Origin of the sequence: Streptomyces sp. NPDC059003 (assembly GCF_042740445.1) — a bacterium.
Lineage (GTDB): Bacteria > Actinomycetota > Actinomycetes > Streptomycetales > Streptomycetaceae > Streptomyces.
Window position 1 is genome coordinate 1 of record NZ_JBHYJH010000032.1, and the last position, 20025, is coordinate 20025.

Here is a 20025-nt window from a genome sequence, read left to right on the forward strand (position 1 = left end):
CTCCTGAACGGTGCGGCGCGCGGCGGCCGAGAGCCGCGGCGCGCCGCCGCCCGGAGCCTCGACCGACCCGATACGGAACTCAGGAGAAAGGCCACGCCATGTTTCCCGCCGACGCTGTGCCGCTCGCAGACGGCATCCCGCTGACCGACCTCCCGGAAGCGGTGCGGCACAAGGCCCGGGCGGACAGCGGGGCGCCCGCCTTCACCTACGTCGACTACTCCGTCGACCGCACCGGCACGGCCGAGACGCTGAGCTACGGCGAACTCGACCGCCGGGCCCGGTCCGTGGCCGCCGAGCTCACCCGCCTGACCGGCCCCGACGACCGGGTCGCCCTGCTCGCCCCGCAGGGCCTCGACTTCCTGGTGGGATTCCTGGGCTGTCTGTACGCCGGAACCGCCTGCGTGCCGCTGCACGCGCCGGAGCCCTTCCGCCCCAACGACCGGCTCAAGGCCGTCCTCGCGGACTCCGCGCCGCGCTGCGTCCTGACGGTGCGCGACCAGCTCGGGCCCGTCAAGGAGATCGTGAACGACGCCGCGCCCGGGGACTGCCGCCTGGTGTGCGTCGACGACCTCGACCCGGCCCCCGCCGGCGACCCCGGCCCGACCGCCACCGTCGACCGGGACCACATCGCCTACCTCCAGTACACCTCCGGCTCCACCAGCGCTCCGCGCGGTGTGCTCATCTCCCGTACGAACCTCGCTGCCGCCGCGTGGCAGGCGGCCGAGCAGTCGGACCTCACCGACGCCGACGTGATCGTGTCGTGGCTGCCCTACTTCCACGACATGGGCCTCATCCTGGGCGTCGCCATGCCGCTCAGCGCCGGTGCGCACGCCGTGCACCTCTCACCCATGGCGTTCGTCCAGCGGCCCGGGCGCTGGCTGGAGCTCATCAGTTCCTACCGCGGGACCTGGTCCGCCGCCCCCAACTTCGCCCTCGACCTGTGCGTGCGCCGCGTCACCGGCGACCACAAGCGGGCGCTGCGCCTCGACTCGCTGCGCGTCCTGTGCAACGGCAGCGAACAGGTCAACCCCGACAGCGTGCACGCCTTCGAGGAGGCGTTCGCGGAGTGCGGCTTCGAACTCCAGGGGCACGCGCCGGGCTACGGCCTCGCGGAGGCCACCCTCGGCGTCGCCACCGCCATCGGTGGCGCCGTCACCCACACCTACGACCGCGCTGCGCTGAACCGGGGCGAGGTGCGCCCCCGCCCCGCCGACGCGGCTGACGCGGCTGACGCGGCCGACGCGTGGCGGATCGTCAGCTGCGGCACGCCGTTCCGCGGCCTCACCGTCCGCATCGCCGACCCGGAGACCGGCGCCGAACTGCCGCCCGACCGGGCCGGAGAGGTCTGGGTCAGCGGCCCCAACGTCGCGCGGGGCTACTTCGGCAGGCCCGAGGAGTCGGCCGCCACCTTCGAGGCCCGCCTCACCCTGCGCACCGGTGAGCGCACGGGACCGCACTGGCTGCGCACCGGTGACCTCGGCTTCCGGCACGACGGCGAGCTCGTCATCATGGGCCGGCTCAAGGAGACGATCGTCGTCGACGGCCGCAACCACTACCCGGCCGACATCGAAGCCACCGCCGAGCAGGCGCTGCACGAGCTCAACCCGGTCTCGCTCGCCGCCTTCCCCCTCGTACGCGACGACGGCGAACGCCTCGTCGTGGCGGCCGAACTGCGCCAGCAGCCGCACGGGAACAGGCCCCTGACCAGCCACGAGTGGACCACCCGGCTGCGCAGGGAGATCGGCGCGCGGCACGGGCTCGAACCGCACGACGTGCTGCTGCTGCGCGGGGGCGCCCTGCCCAAGACCAGCAGCGGCAAGGTCCGCCGCAAGGCGAGCGCCCAGCGCTACGCCGACGGATCCCTGAACGAACTGGAGATCAGCTGGTGAGCCGGACCTGGACCGCCGCCGAGCTGCGCGGCCTGCTGAGCACCTGGCTCGCCGAGCGGCTGCGCGTCGGCGAGGAGCAGATCGGGGGCGACAAGCCGCTCGCCGGGCTCGGCCTGCGCTCCCTGGACTTCATCGAACTCTCCGGCGAGCTGGAGGAGATCCTCGACCGCTCCGTCCCGCCCGTCACCGTCTACGGGGCACCCACGCTCAACGCGCTCGCGGCCGAGCTGAGCGGCGAGACGGCGGGCCCGCCGGACACGACGACTGCGGGGGAGCCGCAAGCCGGAGCCGACGGTCATGAACAAGCCCGAGTCGACGGGCACGAGCAAGCCCGAGTCGACGGGCACGAGCGCGAGGCGATCGCCGTCGTCGGCCTCGGCCTGCGCCTCCCCGGCCAGGCGTCCACACCCGAGGCGTTCTGGGACCTGCTGCACCACGGACGGGACGCGGTCGCGCCGCTGCCCGCCGCGCGCCGCGACCTGCTGCCGGACCTTGCGGACCAGCTGTCGGACCCGCTGCCGGACCTGTCGGGCCCGCTGTCGGCCGACGGCTCCGCGGCACGGCGCGGCGGCTATCTGGCGGAGGACCTGGCCGCGTTCGACGCCGGTTTCTTCGGGCTCTCCGAGCGGGAGGCCGCGGCGACGGACCCGCAGCAGCGCCTGATGCTGGAGACCAGCTGGGAGGCGCTCGAACGCGCGGGCATTCCGCCGCGCTCCCTGCTCGGCTCGGACACGGGCGTCTTCGTCGGGGCCTCCGCGTCGGACTACGGCTCGCTCCAGATGAACGACCTCGCCACCATCGACGCCTGGAGCGGCACCGGTTCCGCCCTCAGCGTCATCGCCAACCGGATCTCGTACTTCCTCGGCCTGCGCGGCCCCAGCCTGGTCGTCGACACCGCCTGCTCGTCGTCGCTCGTCGCCGTGCACCAGGCCATGCGCAGCCTGCGCTCCGGCGAGTGCGGGCTCGCCCTGGCCGGTGGCGTGTCGCTGCTCCTGTCGCACGCCGTCACCGTCAACTTCGAGGAAGCCGGCGTGATGGCCGCCGACGGCCGCTGCAAGACCTTCGCGGCCGACGCGGACGGCTATGTCCGCGGAGAGGGCTGCGGTGTCGTCGTACTCAAGCGCCTCGCGGACGCCCGGCGGGACGGCGACCCGGTCCTCGCCGTCCTGCGGGGCAGCGCCGTGAACCAGGACGGCCTGTCCAACGGGCTCATGGCACCCAACCCGGTCGCCCAGAAGGAGCTGATCCGGACCGCCCTGCGCGACGCCGCGCTGGCTCCGGACGACATCGACTTCGTCGAGGCCCACGGCACCGGGACCGCCCTCGGCGACCCCATCGAGGTCGAGGCGCTGGCCGCCGCACTGCTGCGCGACGGCGAGCGGGAGCGGGACCTGCTGCTCGGATCCGTGAAGACCAACATCGGCCACCTGGAAGCGGCGGCGGGCATCGCCGGGCTCAGCAAGGTCGTCCTCAGCCTCCACCACGAGGAACTGCCGCCGAACCTGCACTTCACCGCGCCCAACCCACTCATCCCCTTCGACCGCGAACCGCTGCGCGTGGTCACCCGGCCGACCCCGTGGAAGGCGACGGAACGACCGCGGCGCGCCGGAGTGTCCAGCTTCGGCTTCGGCGGCACCAATGCCCACATCGTGGTGGAAGAGGCGCCGCGCACCGACCGTGCGACAGGCGGGCCCCTCGGCCGTACGACAGCGATGCCTTCCGGCCGTACGCCGGACGCGGAGTCCGGGCCGCATCTCGTCCCGCTGTCGGCCGGTTCGCCCGTGGCGCTGCGCCGCCACGCGGGCCGGATCGCGGACTGGCTCGCCGACGCGGGCCGGGACGTGCCGCTGTACGACATCGCGCACACCCTCACCCGTCACCGGTCCCACCTACGCCACCGCCTCGCCGTTGTGGCCGCGGACCGCGACGACCTGCGCGCGCAACTGCGGGCGTACGCCGACGCCCCGGCCGAGGACGCGGCGCCGGGAGCCGAGGAGGAGGCAGCGGCGCGGGGACCGGTGTGGGTCTTCTCCGGGCAGGGGTCCCAGTGGGCGGGCATGGGGCCCGAACTCCTCGCCGGTGGCGCGGCGTTCGGCCGCGTGGTGGACCGGCTCGAACCGGTCGTCAAGGAGGAGAACGGCTTCTCGCTGCGCGCCCAGCTGGAGTCCGGCGAACTGCCCTCCGGCATCGATGAGGTGCAGCCGCTGCTGTACTGCGTCCAGGTGGGCCTCGCGGAGCTCTGGCGCGACCTCGGCACGCGGCCCGCGGCCGTCATCGGGCACTCGATGGGCGAGGTGGCGGCCGCCGTCGTGTGCGGCGCGCTGAGCGCGGAGGACGGGGCCCGCGTGATCTGCCGCAGGTCGCGCCTGATGCGGCGGGTCTCCGGCGGCGGCGCCATGGCCCTCGTCGAGCAGCCCGCGGACGACGTTGCCGCACGCCTCGCCGCCGCGGCCCTCGACACCACCGTGAGCGTCGCCGTCATCCCCAGCCCGCACACGACCGTCGTCTCCGGAGCCGCCGACGACGTGGCCCGCCTGGTCACCGAGTACGAGGCCGAGGACGTGACCGCCCGGCTCGTCCGGGTGGACGTGGCCTCCCACTCACCCCAGGTGGACCCGCTGCTCCCCGCCCTGGGCGACGCACTCGCCGACCTCGCACCGCGCAGCCCGGAACTGCCCTTCTTCTCCACGGTCGGCGACCGCGCAGCGCGACCGCCGACCTTCGACGCCGCCTACTGGGCGGACAACCTCCGTCGGCCCGTCCTCCTGGCCGACGCGGTCCTCGCCGCCGCGCAGGCGGGGCACACCTGGTTCGTCGAGATCAGCCCGCACCCGGTCCTGGCGCGTGACGTCCGGGCGACCCTGGCGTCCGGCGGCCTGCCACGGGCCCTCGTCCAACCCACCCTGGTACGCGACCAGAAGGCGCGCGAAGGGCTCCTGACGGCGCTCGCGCAGGCCTACCAGCACGGCCGCGCGCTGCCCCGCCCCACGGAGGCCGCCGGACATCTGGTCGCGCTGCCCACGCAGACCTGGGAGCGCGGCCACCACTGGACCGCCGCCCGGCCCCGGACCGCCACGGCACGACGCGGTGACGTCGGCGCTCTCGCATCACCGCTGCTGGGAGCGGGCACCGAGATCGCCGCGCTCCCGGACGTCCGCCTGTGGGAACCCGACCTGGAATCGGCGGAGTTGCGCGCGCTGCGCGAGCACCGCATCGGGGGCAGGCCCCTGCTGCCGCTGTCCGCCTACGTGACGCTCGGCCTTGCCGCCGCCGACGCGGCCGGCCTCACCGCGCCCGTGCTGCGGGACCTCACCGTGCACAGGCCCGTCTGGGTCGAGCGGCCCGGAGTACGCCTTCAGGTGCTGCTCCGCACCGACACGGCTCTGAGCGCCGCCGAACTGGAGTTCCACAGCAGGGAGGACGGCGCAGCAGCGTGGACCTGCGCCGCCTCCGCCCGGCTCCACCAGGACCCGTACGGACTGCCGTCGGGGCGTGAGGAACGGGCGGGGGAGCAGGGCTTTCCCCTGGCGGCCGACGCGCACTACGAGGCACTGGCCGGAGCCGGACTCTCGTACGGGACAGCCCTGCGCGCCCTGGATCGGCTGCGGCTCGGGGACGGCGCGGTGTGGGCCGAGGCCCGCGCCCTGCCGACCGACGACGCGGTACGCGTACTCGACGCCCCCTTCCAAGCCCTCCCCGCGTGCCTGACGGCACCGACCGGCGACCTGATCGTCGACCGGGTCGACAGCGTCAGCCGCCTCGCGGACACGGGTGACGGCCCCCTGCACGTGTGGGTCAGCGCGGAGGAGACGGGCTCGGGCGCGCTCGCCACCCTGGAGTGGTACCGCTCCGGCAGGCTCGTCGGCCTTGCCCGCGGGGTGCGGCTGCGGCCGTCCGGTCCGTCGGACGCGGCCCTGCCCGACGCCTGGGTGCGGCGGCTGCGCTGGCGGCCCGAAGCCCTGGACCCGGCGGCCTCGGACACGCCCGTGGGCGGTGCCGCGCGGGCCCAGGACATCGGGCCGGTGCTGGTCGTGGCCGACCGTGGCGGCGCGGGCGAGGCGCTGGCGGGAGCGCTGCGCGCGGCCGGAGCCGACGTCGATGTCGTGAGCCCGGCCGACCGTCCGGCAGAGGTGGACAAGGCCGCTGTCCGGCACGTGGTCCACTGCGCCGCGCTGGACATCGGAGGCCCGCAGGCACAGGCGCCCGACGCCGCCACCGAGCTCGCCCTCGCGGCGGTGGGATGGGCCGTGGGCCTCGCGCAGGCCGGGCAGGCGGGCGCGGACGCCGCTGCGGGGCCGCGGCTCTGGTTCGTCACGGACCGGGCGCAGGCGGTTGTCGCGCAGGCCCCCGTGGTGGACGAGCGGACGCTGCACCCGGCGCAGAGCGTTCTGTGGGGCATCGGCCGCTGCGTCGCGCTCGAACACCCGGACCGGTGGGGCGGGCTGATCGACGTGGACCTCGGAGCTGGCGTAGAGCTCGAAGCTGACGTAGGCCTCGGAGCTGAGGGTTCCGCCGGTACCGCCCCGGAGTGGAGCGCGGACTCGCCGTCCGTCGTCGCCGCGGCGGAACACCTCGTGGCGGAGCTGTCGTCCGGCCTCACCGGCCGGCAGAGCGCCTACCGGGACGGGCGCCGCTGGGTGCCCCGCCTCGTCGCCGACCGGCAGCCGTCCCCCGCAGCCACCGGCACGGGCACCGCCTCCGCCTCTGCCTCCACTTCCGCTTCCGTCTCCACTTCCGCTTCCGTCTCCGGCGACGGCTGCCACCTGGTCGTCGGCGGTACGGGACGGCTCGGCCCGCTGCTCCTCGACCGCCTCGTCCGGCTCGGCGCCCGGCACCTCGTCCTGGTCAGCCGCCGAGGCGCCGGCGGCGATGCGGCACGCACCGTCGAGCGGCTCCGGGAGCGGGGCGCGACCGTCACCGACGTCGCCGCGTCCGTGACGGACCAGGCCGCCATGCGGGAGCTGTTCGCGCGGTTCGGCACCGAACTGCCGCCCCTGCGCGGCGTCTACCAGGCCGCGTTCACCGAGGACGTGACCCCGCTGGCCGGCATGACCGAGGAACGGCTGCGTGCCGTGCTCGATCCGAAGGTCACCGGCACGGCGCTGCTGCACGGACTCGCGTCCGAGCACGGCGTGGAGGTCTTCGCCTGCTGTTCGTCGACGACCGGACTCCTCGGCTCGCAGGGGCTCGCCCACTACGCGGCGGCCAGCTGCTACCAGGACGCGCTCGTCCACGCCCGCCGCCTGGCCGGGCTCGCGGGCAGCGTCGTCAACTGGGGTGCCTGGCACGACGGTCTGGACGATCCGGCCGCGCGGGAGGCCATCGTCGCCACCGGGATGCGTCTGATGCCCGGCCGCCAGGCCGTCCTGGCGCTCGACCGGCTCGTGGACCGTACGCCCGGCCCCTCGGAGGGCCAGCTCGTGGTCGCCGACGTCGACTGGCCCACCCTCGCCGACACCTACGCGGCGCGCACCCCCGTGCCCCTGCTCGCGGACCTCACGGACCTCACGGACCTCACGGACCCCGCATCCCTCGCGGACGGGGCCGCCCCCACCACGGCCGCCCCCGCCGACGGCCCCGGCGCACCCCCCGCCGACCGCGCGGCCCTGGAGAGCCACATCCGCGCACAGATCGCCCTCGTCCTGAGTCTGCCGGGCCCCGAAGCCGTGGATCCGGCGACGTCGCTCTACACGTACGGCCTGGACTCGCTCATGACGATGACCCTCGTGCGGCGCCTGCGTGCCATGGCGCCGGGGTTCTCCCCGGCCGTGTTCCGGGACAACCCCACGGTCTCCGCCCTCGCCGAAGTTGTGTTCCACATGATGAAAGAGAGAGCTCATGCCGCTGACGGCGTTTGACATAGTCCAGGACCGCCCCTACGGAGCGGGAGTCACGGCCACCCGGCCCCTCACCGAAGGCGAGACCGTGGCCGGCCTCGCGGACTGCGAGGTCGCCGCCGACCCCTCCATCCACACCATCGACGTCGGCGGCGGACGCCACGTCGACGGGCCGGAGGTCCGCTACCTCAACCACTCCTGCGAGCCCAACCTGTACGTCGACTGCGCCCGCCTGCGCATCGTCACGCTGCGCGCCGTCGCCGAGGGCGAGGAGCTGACGTTCTTCTACCCCTCGACGGAGTGGGAGATGGTCGGCCCCTTCGACTGCCTGTGCGGCTCGGCCTCCTGCCTGGGAACGGTCATCGGGGCCCGGCACGTACCCGTCGACATCCTGCGGCGGTACCGGCTGAACGCCCACATCACCGCGGCGCTCGCGGCGGGCGGCACGCTCATCCGCTAGGCAACAGATCCGGAAGGCACTGAGAATGAATCGGTCGTGTCTCATCGTGGGCGGCAACCGCGGCATCGGCCTGGCCGTCGCGCGTGCCCTGGAGGCGGACAAGGAGCGGGTCGCCGTCACGCTGCGCACGGGCGAGCCCCCCGAGGGCCTGCTCGGAGTGCGGTGCGACGTGCGCTCGGCCGAGCAGGTCGACGCCGCGTTCCGCGAGGTGGAGGCGGCACAAGGCCCGGTCGAGGTCCTGGTGGTGAACGCCGGGATCGTCCAGGACAAACTGCTCGTCAACATGGCCGAGAAGGCCTTCACCGACGTCATCGACACCAACCTCACCGGTGCCTACCGCGTCGTGAAGAAGGCCGTCCGGGGCATGCTGCGCCTGCGCAGAGGGCGCATCGTGCTCATCTCCTCCGTGGTGGCGCTGCAGGGCAGCGCCGGCCAGGCGAACTACGCGGCGTCCAAAGCCGGGTTGATCGGGTTCGGACGCAGCCTCGCCGGCGAGCTCGGCCCGCGCGGCATCACCGTCAACATCGTCACCCCCGGCTACATCGACACGGACATGACCGCCGACTTCTCCGCCGGGATGCGCGAGCAGTACCTCGCCCAGATCCCGCTGCGGCGCAGCGGCTCGGCACCGGAGGTCGCGGCCCTCGTACGCTTCCTGGCGGCCGAGGACGCGGGATACATCACCGGCGCTGTGGTGCCGGTCGACGGCGGCTCTTCGATGGGACACTGACCATGCGGCTTCTCGAGGGCAAGCGCCTTCTCATCACCGGTGTGCTCACGCCCCGGTCCATCGCCTTCCACACGGCACGGGTCGCCCAGGAGCAGGGCGCGCGGGTCGTCCTCACCGGGCACGGACGGCTCAGCCTCGTCCGGCGCACCGCCCAGCGCCTCCCCGACCCCCCGCCCGTCCTCGAACTCGACGTCACGGACCCCGGCCAGCTCGACTCGCTCGCCGACCGGGTGCGCGAGCACGTCGACGGGCTCGACGGGGTCATGCACTCCATCGCGTTCGCCCCGCAGGGCGCGCTCGGCGGCAACTTCCTCCGCACGCCGTGGGACGACGTCGCCACGTGCCTGCGGGTCTCCACGTACTCGTACCAGGCACTGGCCGCCGCGACGCTGCCCCTGATGAAGTCCGGGGGCGCGTTCGTCGGCCTCGACTACGACGCCTCTCGGACCTGGACCGGCTACGACTGGATGGGCGTCGCCAAAGCCGGGCTCGAGTCCTGCTCCCGCTATCTCGCCAGGGAGCTCGGCCCGCAGGGCATCCGCGTCAACCTCGTTGCGGCCGGGCCGCTGCGCACCACGGCCGCCACGAGCGTCCCCGGTTTCGACGAGGAGGACTTCGCCCGTACGGCGCCCCTGGGCTGGCGCGGCGACGACTTCGAGCCGACGGCCAGGGCGTGCGCCGCGCTGCTCTCCGACTGGTTCCCCGCGACCAGCGGGGAGATCGTCCACGTCGACGGCGGCGCGCACGCCGTCGGCGGCTGACGCGGACGGCGAGGTGACGCATGCCGCTGAACCCCGCCTACCGCGGCCGGTCGATCACCGCGGACGAACCCCACGAAGTCACCCGGCACTTGATCCGGGTCTTCGCCCACGCCGTCGGTGACCCGCATCCGCTGTACGACGACCCGGCGGCCGCGCGGGCCGCGGGCCACCCGGACCTCCAGGCCCCGCCCACCCTCGCCGCCGTGCTCGCCAGCCGGGTCTACTGGACCTTCCTCACCGATCCGGACTTCGGCTTCGACCCGGAGGGCGCCATCCAGACCGCGGTCCAGCTCAGCTTCGACCGCCCCGTCTACGCGGGCGACCGGCTGTGGACCGAGTCCGTCATCGACAGGCTGGACACGGTGGCGGACCGCCATCGCGTCACGTTCCGCAGCGTGCTCCGCGACGGGGAGCACCGGCACGTGGTGACGGTGTTGTCGACGATCACCTGGCACTGACCGGCCGCGCCCCTCGGGGCGCGGCCGGTGCGCTGTCAGATCGTGTCGCCCACCAGCTGATGACCGGCGGGCTGGAGCGAGTCGTTCCGCGCGGGCACGGGCGCGGGGGCGGGCTGGGAGACGGGCGCGGGAGTGAACAGGGACACCCGGTGGCCGACCGACACCGGCGAGCGCGGCACGGACCGCCGGGTGGGGTCCTTGCTGCCGACGTACAGCCAGCCGATGAGGCGTTCGTGCGGCGCCAGACCGAGCAGCACGCGGGTCGCGGCGGAGTCGACGGACGAGCCGGTCCGCCAGATGCTGCCGAACCCCCGGTCGTGCAGGAGGAGCATCAGCGAGTTGACCATCGCGCTGCTTGCGGCGAGCTGCTCCCAGTCCGGTACGCGGTGGTTGCGCCGGGGGACGAAGACCAGCGTCGCGAGGAGCGGGGCGCGCAGCGGCTTGCGCGCCTCGCGCCGGACGGCCTCCTCGTCGGTGGCGCCGGACGCGAAGGCAGCGCCGAGCGCCTCCCGGCTGTCGCCGCGCACCAGGATCCACCGCCAGGGGCGGAGGTGGCCGTGATCGGGCGCGGTCGCCGCCCAGCCGAGGAGATCGATGAACTCCTCGTCGCTCGGGGCGGGTTCGATCAGACGGTGCTCACTGCGGCGGGTACGAATGGCCGCTTCCAACTCCATCAGCAGTCGCTCCTCATCGTGGCTCGGCGTCCCTTCACCCGTACCGCACCCGTCACACACGTCCGTGCCGCACCGTCACCCGCCCGTACCGCACCGTCAGCCGCCCGTGCCGTGCCCCTCACCCGCACCGCGGCGGCAGCCAGAACGACCGCACGCCCCGTACCGCCGCGAGCCGGTCCCGCGCCATGCTGATCGCGGCGGCGGCGGTGCTGATGTTCATGCGGCCGGCCCTGGTGAAGATCTCGACGAGCCGTTCGGGGATCAGTTCGGCGCGCTGCTTGACCCGGTTCATGTCGTGGCCCGCGGGGTGCAGTTCGTCGACCACCTGGATCAGGCCGAGCGCGTTGATCACGAAGTCCGGTGCGTACAGGATGCCGCGCGCCGCGAGCCGTTCCGCGATCGACGGGCCCGAGAGCTGGTTGTTGGCCCCGCCCGCGACGATCCGGCAGCGCAGCTTGTCCACGAGCTCGGCGTCGATGACGTTGCCGATCGCGTTCGGGCTGAGGACGTCCACGTCGAGCAGATAGAGCTTCTCCCTGCTGACGACCTCCGCCCCGCACTCCTCCGCGACGCGCTCGGCCTTCTCCTGGTCGATGTCGGCCACGGTCAGCTGCGCGCCCGCGTCCGCCAGGTACGCCGCGAGGCGGGCGCCCACCTTGCCGACGCCGTCGATGGCGACATGGCGGTTCGCCAGGCTGTCGTTGCTGTCGAGGTGCTGCAGGCACGCCCGGATGCCGAGGCTCACGCCGTACGCGGTCATGGCGCCCGACTCGCCGGACCCGCCCTCCTCGACGTCGAGGCCGCGTATCCACTGGGACTCCTTGCGCATGACCCGCAGGTCGGCCGTGGTGATGCCCATGTCGCAGGCGGCGATGAACCGCCCCGACAGGCTCTCGACCGCCTGCCCGAACGCGCGGAGCAGCGTCTCCGACTTCTCCACGCCCGCGCCGCCGAAGATGACCGCCTTCGCGCCGCCGATGTCGAGGCCCGCGCAGGCCGCCTTGTACGTCATGGCGCGGGAGAGCCGCAGTGCGTCGCTGATCGCCTGGTCGTCACTGCGGTACGGAAGGAAGCGGACGCCGCCGAGCGCGGGGCCCAGCAGCGTCGAATGAATGGCGATGACGCAGCGCAGCCCGCCAGGGCCTGAGCTGAACAGAACTTGCTCGTGGCCGTCCATTTCGTCGAACACACTCATAACCCACCCCAGAATCCCGTCCAGTGAAAGCCGGACCGGCGGCCCCGCCCACGGGCGCGCACCGCCCAGGCGTGAACCGCCGGCCCGTCCGGCTGAGAACTATTCGGCCGGCTGAAGTCCGGACGTGAGCAGTGCCGCGTCCAGGACGTCCCACAGCGCGCACAGCGAATTGAGGAAGTCCTCCACTCCCTGCGCTATTTGCTCGCTGTTCGACGAGTCCATGACGGTCGAGACAGCCCTGATCACGTTCGCTTCGTGCTGCTGCTCGGCACCGTCGTCACCCCAGTGCTCCGCCATGTAGTGCATCTCGGGCTCGTCGAGGTCCGTCTTGTAGTGGCCGGAGTCGATGAGCGCGCGCTTCTCGCCGGGGATCAGCGACTGGTTGGAGATGATCTCGAGCGCGAGCGCCGTGCCGAGGTTGCGGACGGTGGTCTCGGCGTCGGAGGTGAACCGGCGCTTGAACACGTCGATGGCGGCCTGTGCCTGGGCCGTCAGGCCGGTCTCGCTGTCATAGCCCGGCAGCCCGGCGAGCAGCCGGTCCGACGACTCCTTGAGCCAGGCCTCGACCCGCTCGGTGTCGTAGACGTCGTCGAAGACCTGGGAACCGGTGCGGTTGACGATGTGGCCCGCCATGGTCGCGAGTTCGGGGCCGTGTCCGGACTCGCTGTCGACGATCTCCTCGATGAGGACCGCCTGCTGGTCCCAGCCGAGGCTGCGCAGCGCGGTCGGGAACTCGCCGCCGGGGCGGGTGGAGGCGCAGAACGACTGCACCTGGTGGAAGAGCGCGCCCGAGACCTCGGCGGTCGGGGGCCGCGCGGCCCAGTGGTCGTAGAGGGGGTGGGAGAAGACGCGGTGCGTCTTGATCCGGTCGATCAGCGTGTCGGTCGTCGTCATCGATTCCTTCTCCGGTGGGGTGGACGGGGGCGGATGGGTCGGACGAACTCTTGAGCCGAGCCGCTCGGGCGAACGCTTGAGCCGAGCCGCTCAGGCGAACTCCTGAGCCGAGCCGCTCAGGCGAACTGGAGCTGCGAGGGGTCGATCTTGGGGACGGAGAAGCCGATCTTCTCGATGTGCTCCGCGATCGCTTCCTTGTAGAGCTCGCGCAGCTCACCGTTGTCGTGCTTGCGCAGGCCCCACCGGACGGCGAGGCGTCCGCGGCGGGAGTCGGGCCGCCCGAACATGTCGAGGGCCATCGGGTAGAATCGGTCGAGCGACTTCTGGGCGCGGTCGCGGGACTCGCCGCCGGCGTCGTACGCCTGCTGCATCAGTCGCTTGCCGTAACCGAAGTGCCGGGCCTCCTCCTTGAGGATCGCGTCGGCCTCGACGCGCAACGGCCCGTAGGTGCTCGTGGTCATCTCCTTGATCTGGAAATGCCCTTCGAGCTCGCAGAGGAAGCTGAACGCGGCGCGCTCCTCCCAGACGGTGAATTGCGTGGTCATGCTCTCCGCGGGGAAGTAGCGCCGGTCCTTCACGGCCTGATTCACCATGTGTGAGGTGTCGATGCCGAGCGGCGTGAGCAGCTTGGCGAAGCGGCGGAAGTGGTCCACCTCCTCCATGCCGAACTTGAGGCAGATGTAGCGTTCGTCGGCATTGGGGGCGAGCGGATAGAACGAGTCGACGTAGGTGTCGCCGGCACTCAGCTCGCCTTCGCCATTGGCGAGCATCTGATGGGTCAGGACCTCGCGGTATTCCTCGGGGAGTTCACCGACACTCTCGAGGTCCACAGTCTCCGAAAAGACGTCCGCCATACGAATCTCCTCCGGGTAGCCGAGAAATGGAGACTATCCGGCCGACTCGCGGCGTCGACAGGCCACGATGGAGCCATATCCTCCGGGAACGATGGAGGTAACCCGGTGGCTCTTTGGGGGTACTTCGAAAGTACCTTCCGAGGTACTTCGAAAGTGCCGTAACGCAACTGACCCCCCACGTCGCACGCGGAAGTCGCGTGGTGTGGGGGGTTATTGATGGTGCGGGTGTGCTGGTGTGCGGATGGGCCTATGGGGCGGGGGAGTTGTCACCCGGTGCTGTTGCTCGCCGGGGGCGTCGCCGCCGTCCCGGATCTCCGACCGGGAACAGCCGCGTTCTTCAGGCCCCCTTCCGCTGCGGCGGTCGGATATACGTGAGCGTGTGGTGGGAGACGAGCTTGCCGGCGGTGTCGGTCGTTTCGGCGGTGCCGTAGACGATCAGGCGGCCGGGCCTGAGAATCGTCGACTCGCAGACCAGGTCGGTGCGTGCCGGGCCGAGGAAGCTCGTCGTCATCTGCTGGGTGACGGAAGGATCGTCCTCGCCGAACAGCGACATGATCGCGATCCAGCAGGTCACGTCGGCGAGCGTCATGGCGCAGCCGCCCTGGAGGACGCCGCCGGGGCGGAAGAGTTCCGGACGCTGGGGCAGCGAGACCCTGGCATGCCCCTCCTTGACGGATTCCACTCTGAATCCCCACCAGGGGCCGAAGGGACTGTTATCGAGGACGGCCTGGGCTGCGTCGACATCCATCATCGAAGAAACATAGCATCGTTAGGTATGTCGCAGCGCAGATCCAACGCGGAACGGACCGAGACCACACGCACCCAACTGACGCGCACCGCACGGCAGTTGTTCAGTGAGCGTGGCTACTCCTCGACGACCATCGCGGAGATCGCCCAGCGTTCCGGGCTCACGACCGGTGCGCTGTACCACCACTGGGCCGGGAAGGAGGCGCTCCTCGTGGACGTCGTGCACGACATCCACCGCGAGCTCGCCCGGCGGGTCCGGGCGCTCGACGTCGAGGGCGAGCCGCTGCCGCAACTCCTGCGTTCGGGGCAGGAGTTCCTCGCCTTCTGCGCCGATCCCGCCGTCGCTCGGTTGCTGCTGCTCGACGCGCCCGCGGTGCTCGGCTACGAGCGGTGGCGTGAGATCGACGAGCGATGGTGGCTGTCGACGACGATCCGCCTCGTGGAGCGGGCCCGCCCCGCGGCGTGCGGTGCGGACTTCGGCGCCGAGGGGCCCCGGCAGCTTGCGCTCGCCCTCCTTGGCGCGCTGACCTATCTCGGGCACGAGGTCGCGATGCGAGGCCCTGAGGCGGCCGTCAGCGCAGGCCGGACCTACGAAGTGCTGCTCACCTCGCTCCTGTGCTGATCCGCCTCTCTGCTGGGCGATCGGTCGGCCGATCAGTCGGCCGATCAGTCGGTCGGACAGAGGCGGGACACGAGCAGCGCCGCTTCCACTCGGCTGGAGGCCGATAACTTGATCATGGCGCGATGTACATGCTTCTTGACGGTGTTCTCGGCGATATGCAGGGCGGAGCCGATCTGTTTGTTCGTCATGCCGTCGGCGAGGAGCCGCAGCACGTCGTTCTCCCGTGAGGTGAGGCTCGACATCGGTCCCGGGGCCGAAAACGTGGGGCAGGTGTCGCCGATGTCGCATATTCGCTCCCGCGGCAGGAGGTATGCGGCACAGCCCCGGCTGACCAGGGAGATCACGCTGGCGAATTCCTCCTGCAGGATATCGAGGGCCATGAACCCGGCCACCTTGGCCCGAATCGCATCCTGGATCGTGACGACGGAGTCGTGGCACCACAGGACGATGACCGAAATGTGCGCGCCGATCAGCTGGACGAGGCGACAGAGGCTGTCCCCCGTCAGTTTCCGCAGGTTGAGCAGGACGATATCGGGATTCCCGCAGTCGACGGCGGTCAGGACGCCGGGCACGTCCTGCGCCACGCCGACCACATGCAGTCCGGGAGCTTCCCTGCTCATCGCCACGAGACCGGATCGGGTCACGACCTGATCGTCGGCGATCAGCAGCTGTATCTGAGCCATATGCGGCGTCCTTTTCCCCCGTGTGGCCGTCTGCCGGCCTCTGTGGAGGTCGGGCAGCAGGGGCGACCACAACGTCGAATAAGGTCAGAACGTGCTGGCCCGCCCATGAGCTGCATGCACTGCTGACCAGTTGGAGACGCAGCAAAGAGGGCCACAATTCTGGACCGTCGGCATAGCGCAGTTCTTTACGACATCAAGGCGAACCAGTGCGATCCGGAACCGGTGAGGAGTGGGTTCCGGATCGCTATGACGAAGGCTTGAGCGCGGGTTGTCCGACTCGTTGCCCTCACCGATCTTAGACTTTGTCCTGGTATCCCGTCATGTGGGCCGTTCCGGCTTCACTATGGCCGATGGGGAAAACCGGCCAGGTGCGCGAGCATCTCCTTCGCGTACTGGGTGTCACCCCTCGGCCCGACGTCGGGCTCGTAGCGAGCGTACATCACGGTCAGCCTCATGGGGAGATCTGAATGAAATATTCCGTATGGGTATGTGGCGGCGATGCGGCTCCTTGGAATCGGCCATTTCTTCTGAAAACAATCGATGCTGCGAACAATGAATCCTTCGAGCAATGGCGCCGTGGAGCAATGGCTCCGTGGGGCAATGGCTCCGTGGGGCAATGGCTCCGTGGGGCAATGGCTCCGTGGGGCAATCGATCTGTCGAGATCGGAATGCCTCGCCGCACCCGCAGGGAGTGGCCAAGGCGGGCGCCCGCCCCGGGCGAGTTCGCCGTACGGCCCGACGGCGCGGCGCCCGCAAAAGGCGCCTGCCGGGCCACAGGCCCAGGTCAGGCGCCTTTCTTGAACGCCTGCGCCTAGAAGAAGCCGAGCTTCTTCGGCGAGTACGACACGAGCAGGTTCTTCGTCTGCTGGTAGTGCTCCAGCATCATCTTGTGGGTCTCGCGGCCGATGCCGGACTGCTTGTAGCCGCCGAACGCCGCGTGCGCCGGGTACGCGTGGTAGCAGTTCGTCCAGACGCGGCCCGCCTGGATCGAACGGCCCGCGCGATACGCGGTGTTGATGTCCCGCGTCCACACCCCGGCGCCCAGGCCGTACAGCGTGTCGTTGGCGATCTTGATGGCGTCGTCGAAGTCGTTGAACGACGCGACCGAGACGACCGGACCGAAGATCTCCTCCTGGAAGATCCGCATCCGGTTGTCACCCTCGAAGATCGTGGGCTGCACGTACCAGCCGCCCGCCAACTCCCCGTCGTACTCGACGCGCTGGCCGCCCGTGAGGACCTTGGCGCCCTCCTGCTGGCCGATGTCGAGGTACGAAAGGATCTTCTCCAACTGGTCGTTGGAGGCCTGGGCGCCGATCATCGTGTCCGTGTCGAGCGGGTGGCCCGGCTTGATGAGCTCGGTGCGGGCGATCGTCGCCTCCAGGAACTCGTTGTAGTGACCGCGCTGGACGAGCGCCCGCGACGGGCACGTGCAGACCTCGCCCTGGTTGAGCGCGAACATCGTGAAGCCTTCGAGCGCCTTGTCGCGGAAGTCGTCGTCCGCGTCCCACACGTCGTCGAAGAAGATGTTCGGGCTCTTGCCGCCGAGCTCCAGCGTGACCGGCTTGATGTTCTCCGAGGCGTACTGCATGATCAACCGCCCGGTCGTGGTCTCCCCGGTGAACGCCACCTTCGCGACCCGCGGACTCGACGCCAACGGCTTGCCCGCCTCGACACCGAAACCGTTGACCACGTTCACGACCCCCGGCGGCAGCAGGTCACTCACCAGGCTCAGCCAGACGTGGATCGAGGCGGGGGTCTGCTCGGCGGGCTTGAGGACGACCGCGTTCCCGGCGGCGAGCGCGGGCGCCAGCTTCCATGTCGCCATCAGGATCGGGAAGTTCCACGGAATGATCTGCGCCACCACACCCAGCGGCTCATGGAAGTGGTACGCGATGGTGTCCTCGTCGACCTCGCTGAGCGACCCCTCCTGCGCACGGATCACTCCCGCGAAGTAGCGGAAGTGGTCGATGGCGAGCGGGATGTCGGCGGCCAGCGTCTCCCGCACCGGCTTGCCGTTCTCCCAGCTCTCGGCCACCGCGAGCGCCTCGAGATTGGCCTCCATGCGATCCGCGATCTGCCGGAGCACCGCCGCCCGCTCACCCACCGACGTACGGCCCCACGCGGGCGCGGCTGCGTGCGCCGCGTCGAGCGCCCGCTCCACGTCCTCGGCCGTGCCCCGCGCGACCTCGGTGAACGGCTGCCCGTTGACCGGACTCGGGTTCTCGAAGTACTGCCCACGCACCGGCGGCACGTACTCGCCCCCGATGAAGTGGTCGTACCGGTCCTGATAGGAGACGACCGCGCCCTCGCTACCGGGCGCCGCGTAACGGGCCATCTTGACTGCCTCCCCACAAACGCCACCCACCATCGGGCAGCTCTCGGCGGGGAGGCTAGGGAGGGCGAGGTTGCAAGTACGTTGCGCTGGCCGGGGGTCGGGGGTCGGGGGCCGGGGGCCGGGGGTCAGGGGTCGGAAGTGAGGGCTGAGGGCTGAGGGTTGGGAGCGAGGGCGGGGGCAGAGGGCAGAGGGCAGAGGCTGAGGTGGGGAGCAGGGACCGGGAGCGAGGGTCGGAAGCTGAAGGGCTGGGGCAGGGACTGACGGCGAGGGCTGGAGCTGGGACGGGACCGAGGCTGGGAGCAGGAACGGGGGCCGGAGGCTTACGGCTGGACGCGGGGCCGGAAGCTGGGGATGGCGATGGTGATGGGGATAAAGATGGGGGCTATGGCTGAAGCGGGGAGCAGAGGGGTGGGGTCGGGGCCGCAAGCTGAGTACTGGGGCTGGGACTGGGGCTGGGGCTGGGGCTGGGAGCGGAGGTCGTGAGTCTCGGGGCCGGGACTGGGGGTGCGGTGAGGGCGCCGGGTTGGGAGCTCGGGTCCGCCCGTGGTTACGGACGTGGTGACCGGACGGGCGACGGGGCCGCCAGCTCGGCGTCGAGCGCGCGCAGCCGCGTCACCACCGGCGCCGTCGGCCGTACCGCCGCCAACGCCCGCCACACCTCCACGTCGTCCTCACCCCACGGCGCGTGCACCCAGTCCGACAGGAGGTCCGGATCACCGCGGGCGATGAGCGCCGCCCGCACCTGATCGGCGAGCCTCCGCCGCAACCGCACCACCGCCGGCGCCTGCGACCCCGGCAGCAACGGTCCCGCGTACACGGAGACGGCCGCCGTCACCGCCCCGCACCCCAAGCGCCGCTCCACCACGTCCACGTCGGACGCGACCGGCACCGCGAGTCGATACGGCCGGGACCGCAGCACCTCCGCCCCGAGCACCTGCCGCAACCGTGCCAGCTCCGCCCGCAACGTCACCGGCGTCACCGACTCGTCCTCGTACAGCGCGCACAACAGCTCATCCCCGCTGAGCCCCTCGGGGTGCCGAGCGAGCAGTAGCACGATCTCGCTGTGCCGTCGGCTCAGGCGCTGTTTGCGGCCGCCCATGAGCAACAGCGCCTCGTCCCGCCCGAGCGCCGCCAACTCCAGCGTGTCCTCCACCCCGGCCGCCGGGGCCAGGAGCGCCAGGTGCGACTCCGCCGCGCGCGCCACGGCCTGCACGAAGGCCAGGCTGTGCGGATGCGCGAGGCCGTCCCCGCCGGTGACGTCGACGGCCCCGAGCAACTGCCCGGTACGCGGATCGTGTACCGGCGCCGCCGCACACGTCCACGGCTGGACCCTCCGGACGAAGTGCTCCGTCGCGAACACCTGCACCGGCCGGTCCACGGCGACGGCCGTCCCCGGCGCGTTCGTCCCCATCGCCGACTCCGCCCACCGCGCCCCCGGCACGAAGTTCATCCGCCCGGCCCGCGTTCGGGTCGTGGGGTGGCCCTCGACCCACAGCAGCCTGCCGTGCGCGTCGCACACCGCGAGCAGATGCTCCCCGTCCTTGGCGAACCCTCCCATCAACTCCCGGAACAGCGGCATCACCCGCGACAGCGGATGCTCGGCCCGATAGGCGCCCAGATCCCCTGCCGTCAGCTCGACCGATGCCCCGCTGCCCTCGGGGCTCACCCGGGCCCGCTGCGAACGCCGCCACGAGTCGGCCACCACGGAGCGCACCGGGCGGGCGACGGCCCCCGCCGCGGTGAACCGCTCATGGGCCCGGCGCACCTCCCGCACCCGCTCGTCGGGGTCGGCGCCCGGCTCCAGGGCCACCCATGGATCGGTCAACTCGGCCTCCCGGGATGGCGACGACAGCGGCGCGGTGCTGCCATCGTCACCCCGGGAACAG

General features: G+C 71.6%; 15 protein-coding genes. 7 read left to right on the top strand and 8 right to left on the bottom strand.

What is annotated here, in order from left to right:
• The first annotated feature begins 98 nt into the window (after nucleotides 1-98).
• Genes ACFWZ5_RS14690 through ACFWZ5_RS14715 form a run of 6 tightly spaced genes read left to right on the top strand, consistent with a single transcriptional unit; the run spans nucleotide 99 to nucleotide 10135 of the window.
• Nucleotides 99-1889 (top strand): fatty acyl-AMP ligase, encoded by a 1791-nt coding sequence (locus tag ACFWZ5_RS14690; RefSeq protein WP_384790662.1) that lies wholly within the window; start codon nucleotides 99-101, stop codon nucleotides 1887-1889.
• Nucleotides 1886-7747 carry an SDR family NAD(P)-dependent oxidoreductase gene (locus ACFWZ5_RS14695; RefSeq protein WP_384790659.1) on the top strand — a complete coding sequence of 1954 codons (5862 nt, stop codon included), beginning with the start codon at nucleotides 1886-1888 and terminating at the stop codon, nucleotides 7745-7747. Before ACFWZ5_RS14690 ends, ACFWZ5_RS14695 begins: the two co-directional genes overlap by 4 nt.
• Nucleotides 7728-8186 (top strand): SET domain-containing protein-lysine N-methyltransferase, encoded by a 459-nt coding sequence (locus tag ACFWZ5_RS14700; protein WP_384790656.1) that lies wholly within the window; start codon nucleotides 7728-7730, stop codon nucleotides 8184-8186. The genes ACFWZ5_RS14695 and ACFWZ5_RS14700 overlap by 20 nt, the downstream gene beginning before the upstream one ends.
• Before the next feature lie 25 nt (nucleotides 8187-8211).
• Nucleotides 8212-8916, top strand: coding sequence for a 3-oxoacyl-ACP reductase FabG (fabG, locus tag ACFWZ5_RS14705; protein ID WP_384790653.1), 705 nt, complete (start codon nucleotides 8212-8214; stop codon nucleotides 8914-8916).
• A 2-nt stretch (nucleotides 8917-8918) separates the two neighbouring features.
• Nucleotides 8919-9677, top strand: coding sequence for an enoyl-ACP reductase FabI (gene fabI / locus ACFWZ5_RS14710; RefSeq protein WP_384790650.1), 759 nt, complete (start codon nucleotides 8919-8921; stop codon nucleotides 9675-9677).
• Nucleotides 9678-9697: 20 nt separating this feature from the next.
• Complete coding sequence (locus ACFWZ5_RS14715; RefSeq protein ID WP_384790646.1) at nucleotides 9698-10135, top strand: MaoC family dehydratase N-terminal domain-containing protein; 438 nt, start codon at nucleotides 9698-9700, stop codon at nucleotides 10133-10135.
• A 35-nt stretch (nucleotides 10136-10170) separates the two neighbouring features.
• Here the strand turns inward: ACFWZ5_RS14715 and ACFWZ5_RS14720 are convergent, their stop codons facing one another.
• The 5 genes from ACFWZ5_RS14720 to ACFWZ5_RS14740 form a co-directional block, all read right to left on the bottom strand.
• Nucleotides 10171-10809 carry a nitroreductase gene (locus ACFWZ5_RS14720; RefSeq protein WP_384790643.1) on the bottom strand — a complete coding sequence of 213 codons (639 nt, stop codon included), beginning with the start codon at nucleotides 10807-10809 and terminating at the stop codon, nucleotides 10171-10173.
• 118 nt (nucleotides 10810-10927) lie between these two features.
• The gene (locus tag ACFWZ5_RS14725) at nucleotides 10928-12004 is read right to left on the bottom strand and encodes a Leu/Phe/Val dehydrogenase (protein ID WP_384790640.1); all 1077 of its coding nucleotides are present in this window, start codon (nucleotides 12002-12004) and stop codon (nucleotides 10928-10930) included.
• A gap of 99 nt (nucleotides 12005-12103) precedes the next feature.
• A complete protein-coding gene (locus ACFWZ5_RS14730) occupies nucleotides 12104-12898 on the bottom strand; it encodes a hypothetical protein (protein ID WP_384790637.1) in 795 nt (264 codons plus the stop codon).
• Between the two features lie 116 nt (nucleotides 12899-13014).
• Nucleotides 13015-13752, bottom strand: a complete 738-nt coding sequence (locus ACFWZ5_RS14735) for a Phenylacetic acid catabolic protein (protein WP_384790635.1) — start codon at nucleotides 13750-13752, stop codon at nucleotides 13015-13017.
• 337 nt (nucleotides 13753-14089) lie between these two features.
• A complete protein-coding gene (locus ACFWZ5_RS14740) occupies nucleotides 14090-14503 on the bottom strand; it encodes a PaaI family thioesterase (protein ID WP_384790631.1) in 414 nt (137 codons plus the stop codon).
• Nucleotides 14504-14527: 24 nt separating this feature from the next.
• Between ACFWZ5_RS14740 and ACFWZ5_RS14745 the strand changes: the two genes are divergently transcribed.
• A complete protein-coding gene (locus ACFWZ5_RS14745; protein ID WP_384790628.1) occupies nucleotides 14528-15121 on the top strand; it encodes a TetR/AcrR family transcriptional regulator in 594 nt (197 codons plus the stop codon).
• Between the two features lie 44 nt (nucleotides 15122-15165).
• Here the strand turns inward: ACFWZ5_RS14745 and ACFWZ5_RS14750 are convergent, their stop codons facing one another.
• The 3 genes from ACFWZ5_RS14750 to ACFWZ5_RS14760 all read right to left on the bottom strand — a co-directional run bounded on the left by ACFWZ5_RS14750 (nucleotide 15166) and on the right by ACFWZ5_RS14760 (nucleotide 19964).
• Nucleotides 15166-15804, bottom strand: a complete 639-nt coding sequence (locus ACFWZ5_RS14750; RefSeq protein ID WP_384790625.1) for a response regulator transcription factor — start codon at nucleotides 15802-15804, stop codon at nucleotides 15166-15168.
• Between the two features lie 811 nt (nucleotides 15805-16615).
• Nucleotides 16616-18139: an aldehyde dehydrogenase family protein gene (locus ACFWZ5_RS14755; protein ID WP_384790622.1), complete on the bottom strand. Its 1524-nt coding sequence runs from the start codon at nucleotides 18137-18139 to the stop codon at nucleotides 16616-16618.
• A 547-nt stretch (nucleotides 18140-18686) separates the two neighbouring features.
• Nucleotides 18687-19964, bottom strand: a complete 1278-nt coding sequence (locus ACFWZ5_RS14760) for a GAF domain-containing protein (RefSeq protein ID WP_384790619.1) — start codon at nucleotides 19962-19964, stop codon at nucleotides 18687-18689.
• Nucleotides 19965-20025: the final 61 nt, after the last annotated feature.

Coding starts and splice junctions, on each gene's coding strand:
- ACFWZ5_RS14690 (WP_384790662.1), top strand. CDS start 99: ATGTTTCCCGCCGACGCTGTGCCGCTCGCAGACGGCATCCCGCTGACC.
- ACFWZ5_RS14750 (WP_384790625.1), bottom strand. CDS start 15,804: ATGGCTCAGATACAGCTGCTGATCGCCGACGATCAGGTCGTGACCCGA.
- fabI (WP_384790650.1), top strand. CDS start 8,919: ATGCGGCTTCTCGAGGGCAAGCGCCTTCTCATCACCGGTGTGCTCACG.
- ACFWZ5_RS14745 (WP_384790628.1), top strand. CDS start 14,528: ATGTCGCAGCGCAGATCCAACGCGGAACGGACCGAGACCACACGCACC.
- ACFWZ5_RS14700 (WP_384790656.1), top strand. CDS start 7,728: ATGCCGCTGACGGCGTTTGACATAGTCCAGGACCGCCCCTACGGAGCG.
- ACFWZ5_RS14715 (WP_384790646.1), top strand. CDS start 9,698: ATGCCGCTGAACCCCGCCTACCGCGGCCGGTCGATCACCGCGGACGAA.
- ACFWZ5_RS14755 (WP_384790622.1), bottom strand. CDS start 18,139: ATGGCCCGTTACGCGGCGCCCGGTAGCGAGGGCGCGGTCGTCTCCTAT.
- ACFWZ5_RS14740 (WP_384790631.1), bottom strand. CDS start 14,503: ATGATGGATGTCGACGCAGCCCAGGCCGTCCTCGATAACAGTCCCTTC.
- ACFWZ5_RS14725 (WP_384790640.1), bottom strand. CDS start 12,004: ATGAGTGTGTTCGACGAAATGGACGGCCACGAGCAAGTTCTGTTCAGC.
- ACFWZ5_RS14735 (WP_384790635.1), bottom strand. CDS start 13,752: ATGGCGGACGTCTTTTCGGAGACTGTGGACCTCGAGAGTGTCGGTGAA.
- fabG (WP_384790653.1), top strand. CDS start 8,212: ATGAATCGGTCGTGTCTCATCGTGGGCGGCAACCGCGGCATCGGCCTG.
- ACFWZ5_RS14730 (WP_384790637.1), bottom strand. CDS start 12,898: ATGACGACGACCGACACGCTGATCGACCGGATCAAGACGCACCGCGTC.
- ACFWZ5_RS14720 (WP_384790643.1), bottom strand. CDS start 10,809: ATGGAGTTGGAAGCGGCCATTCGTACCCGCCGCAGTGAGCACCGTCTG.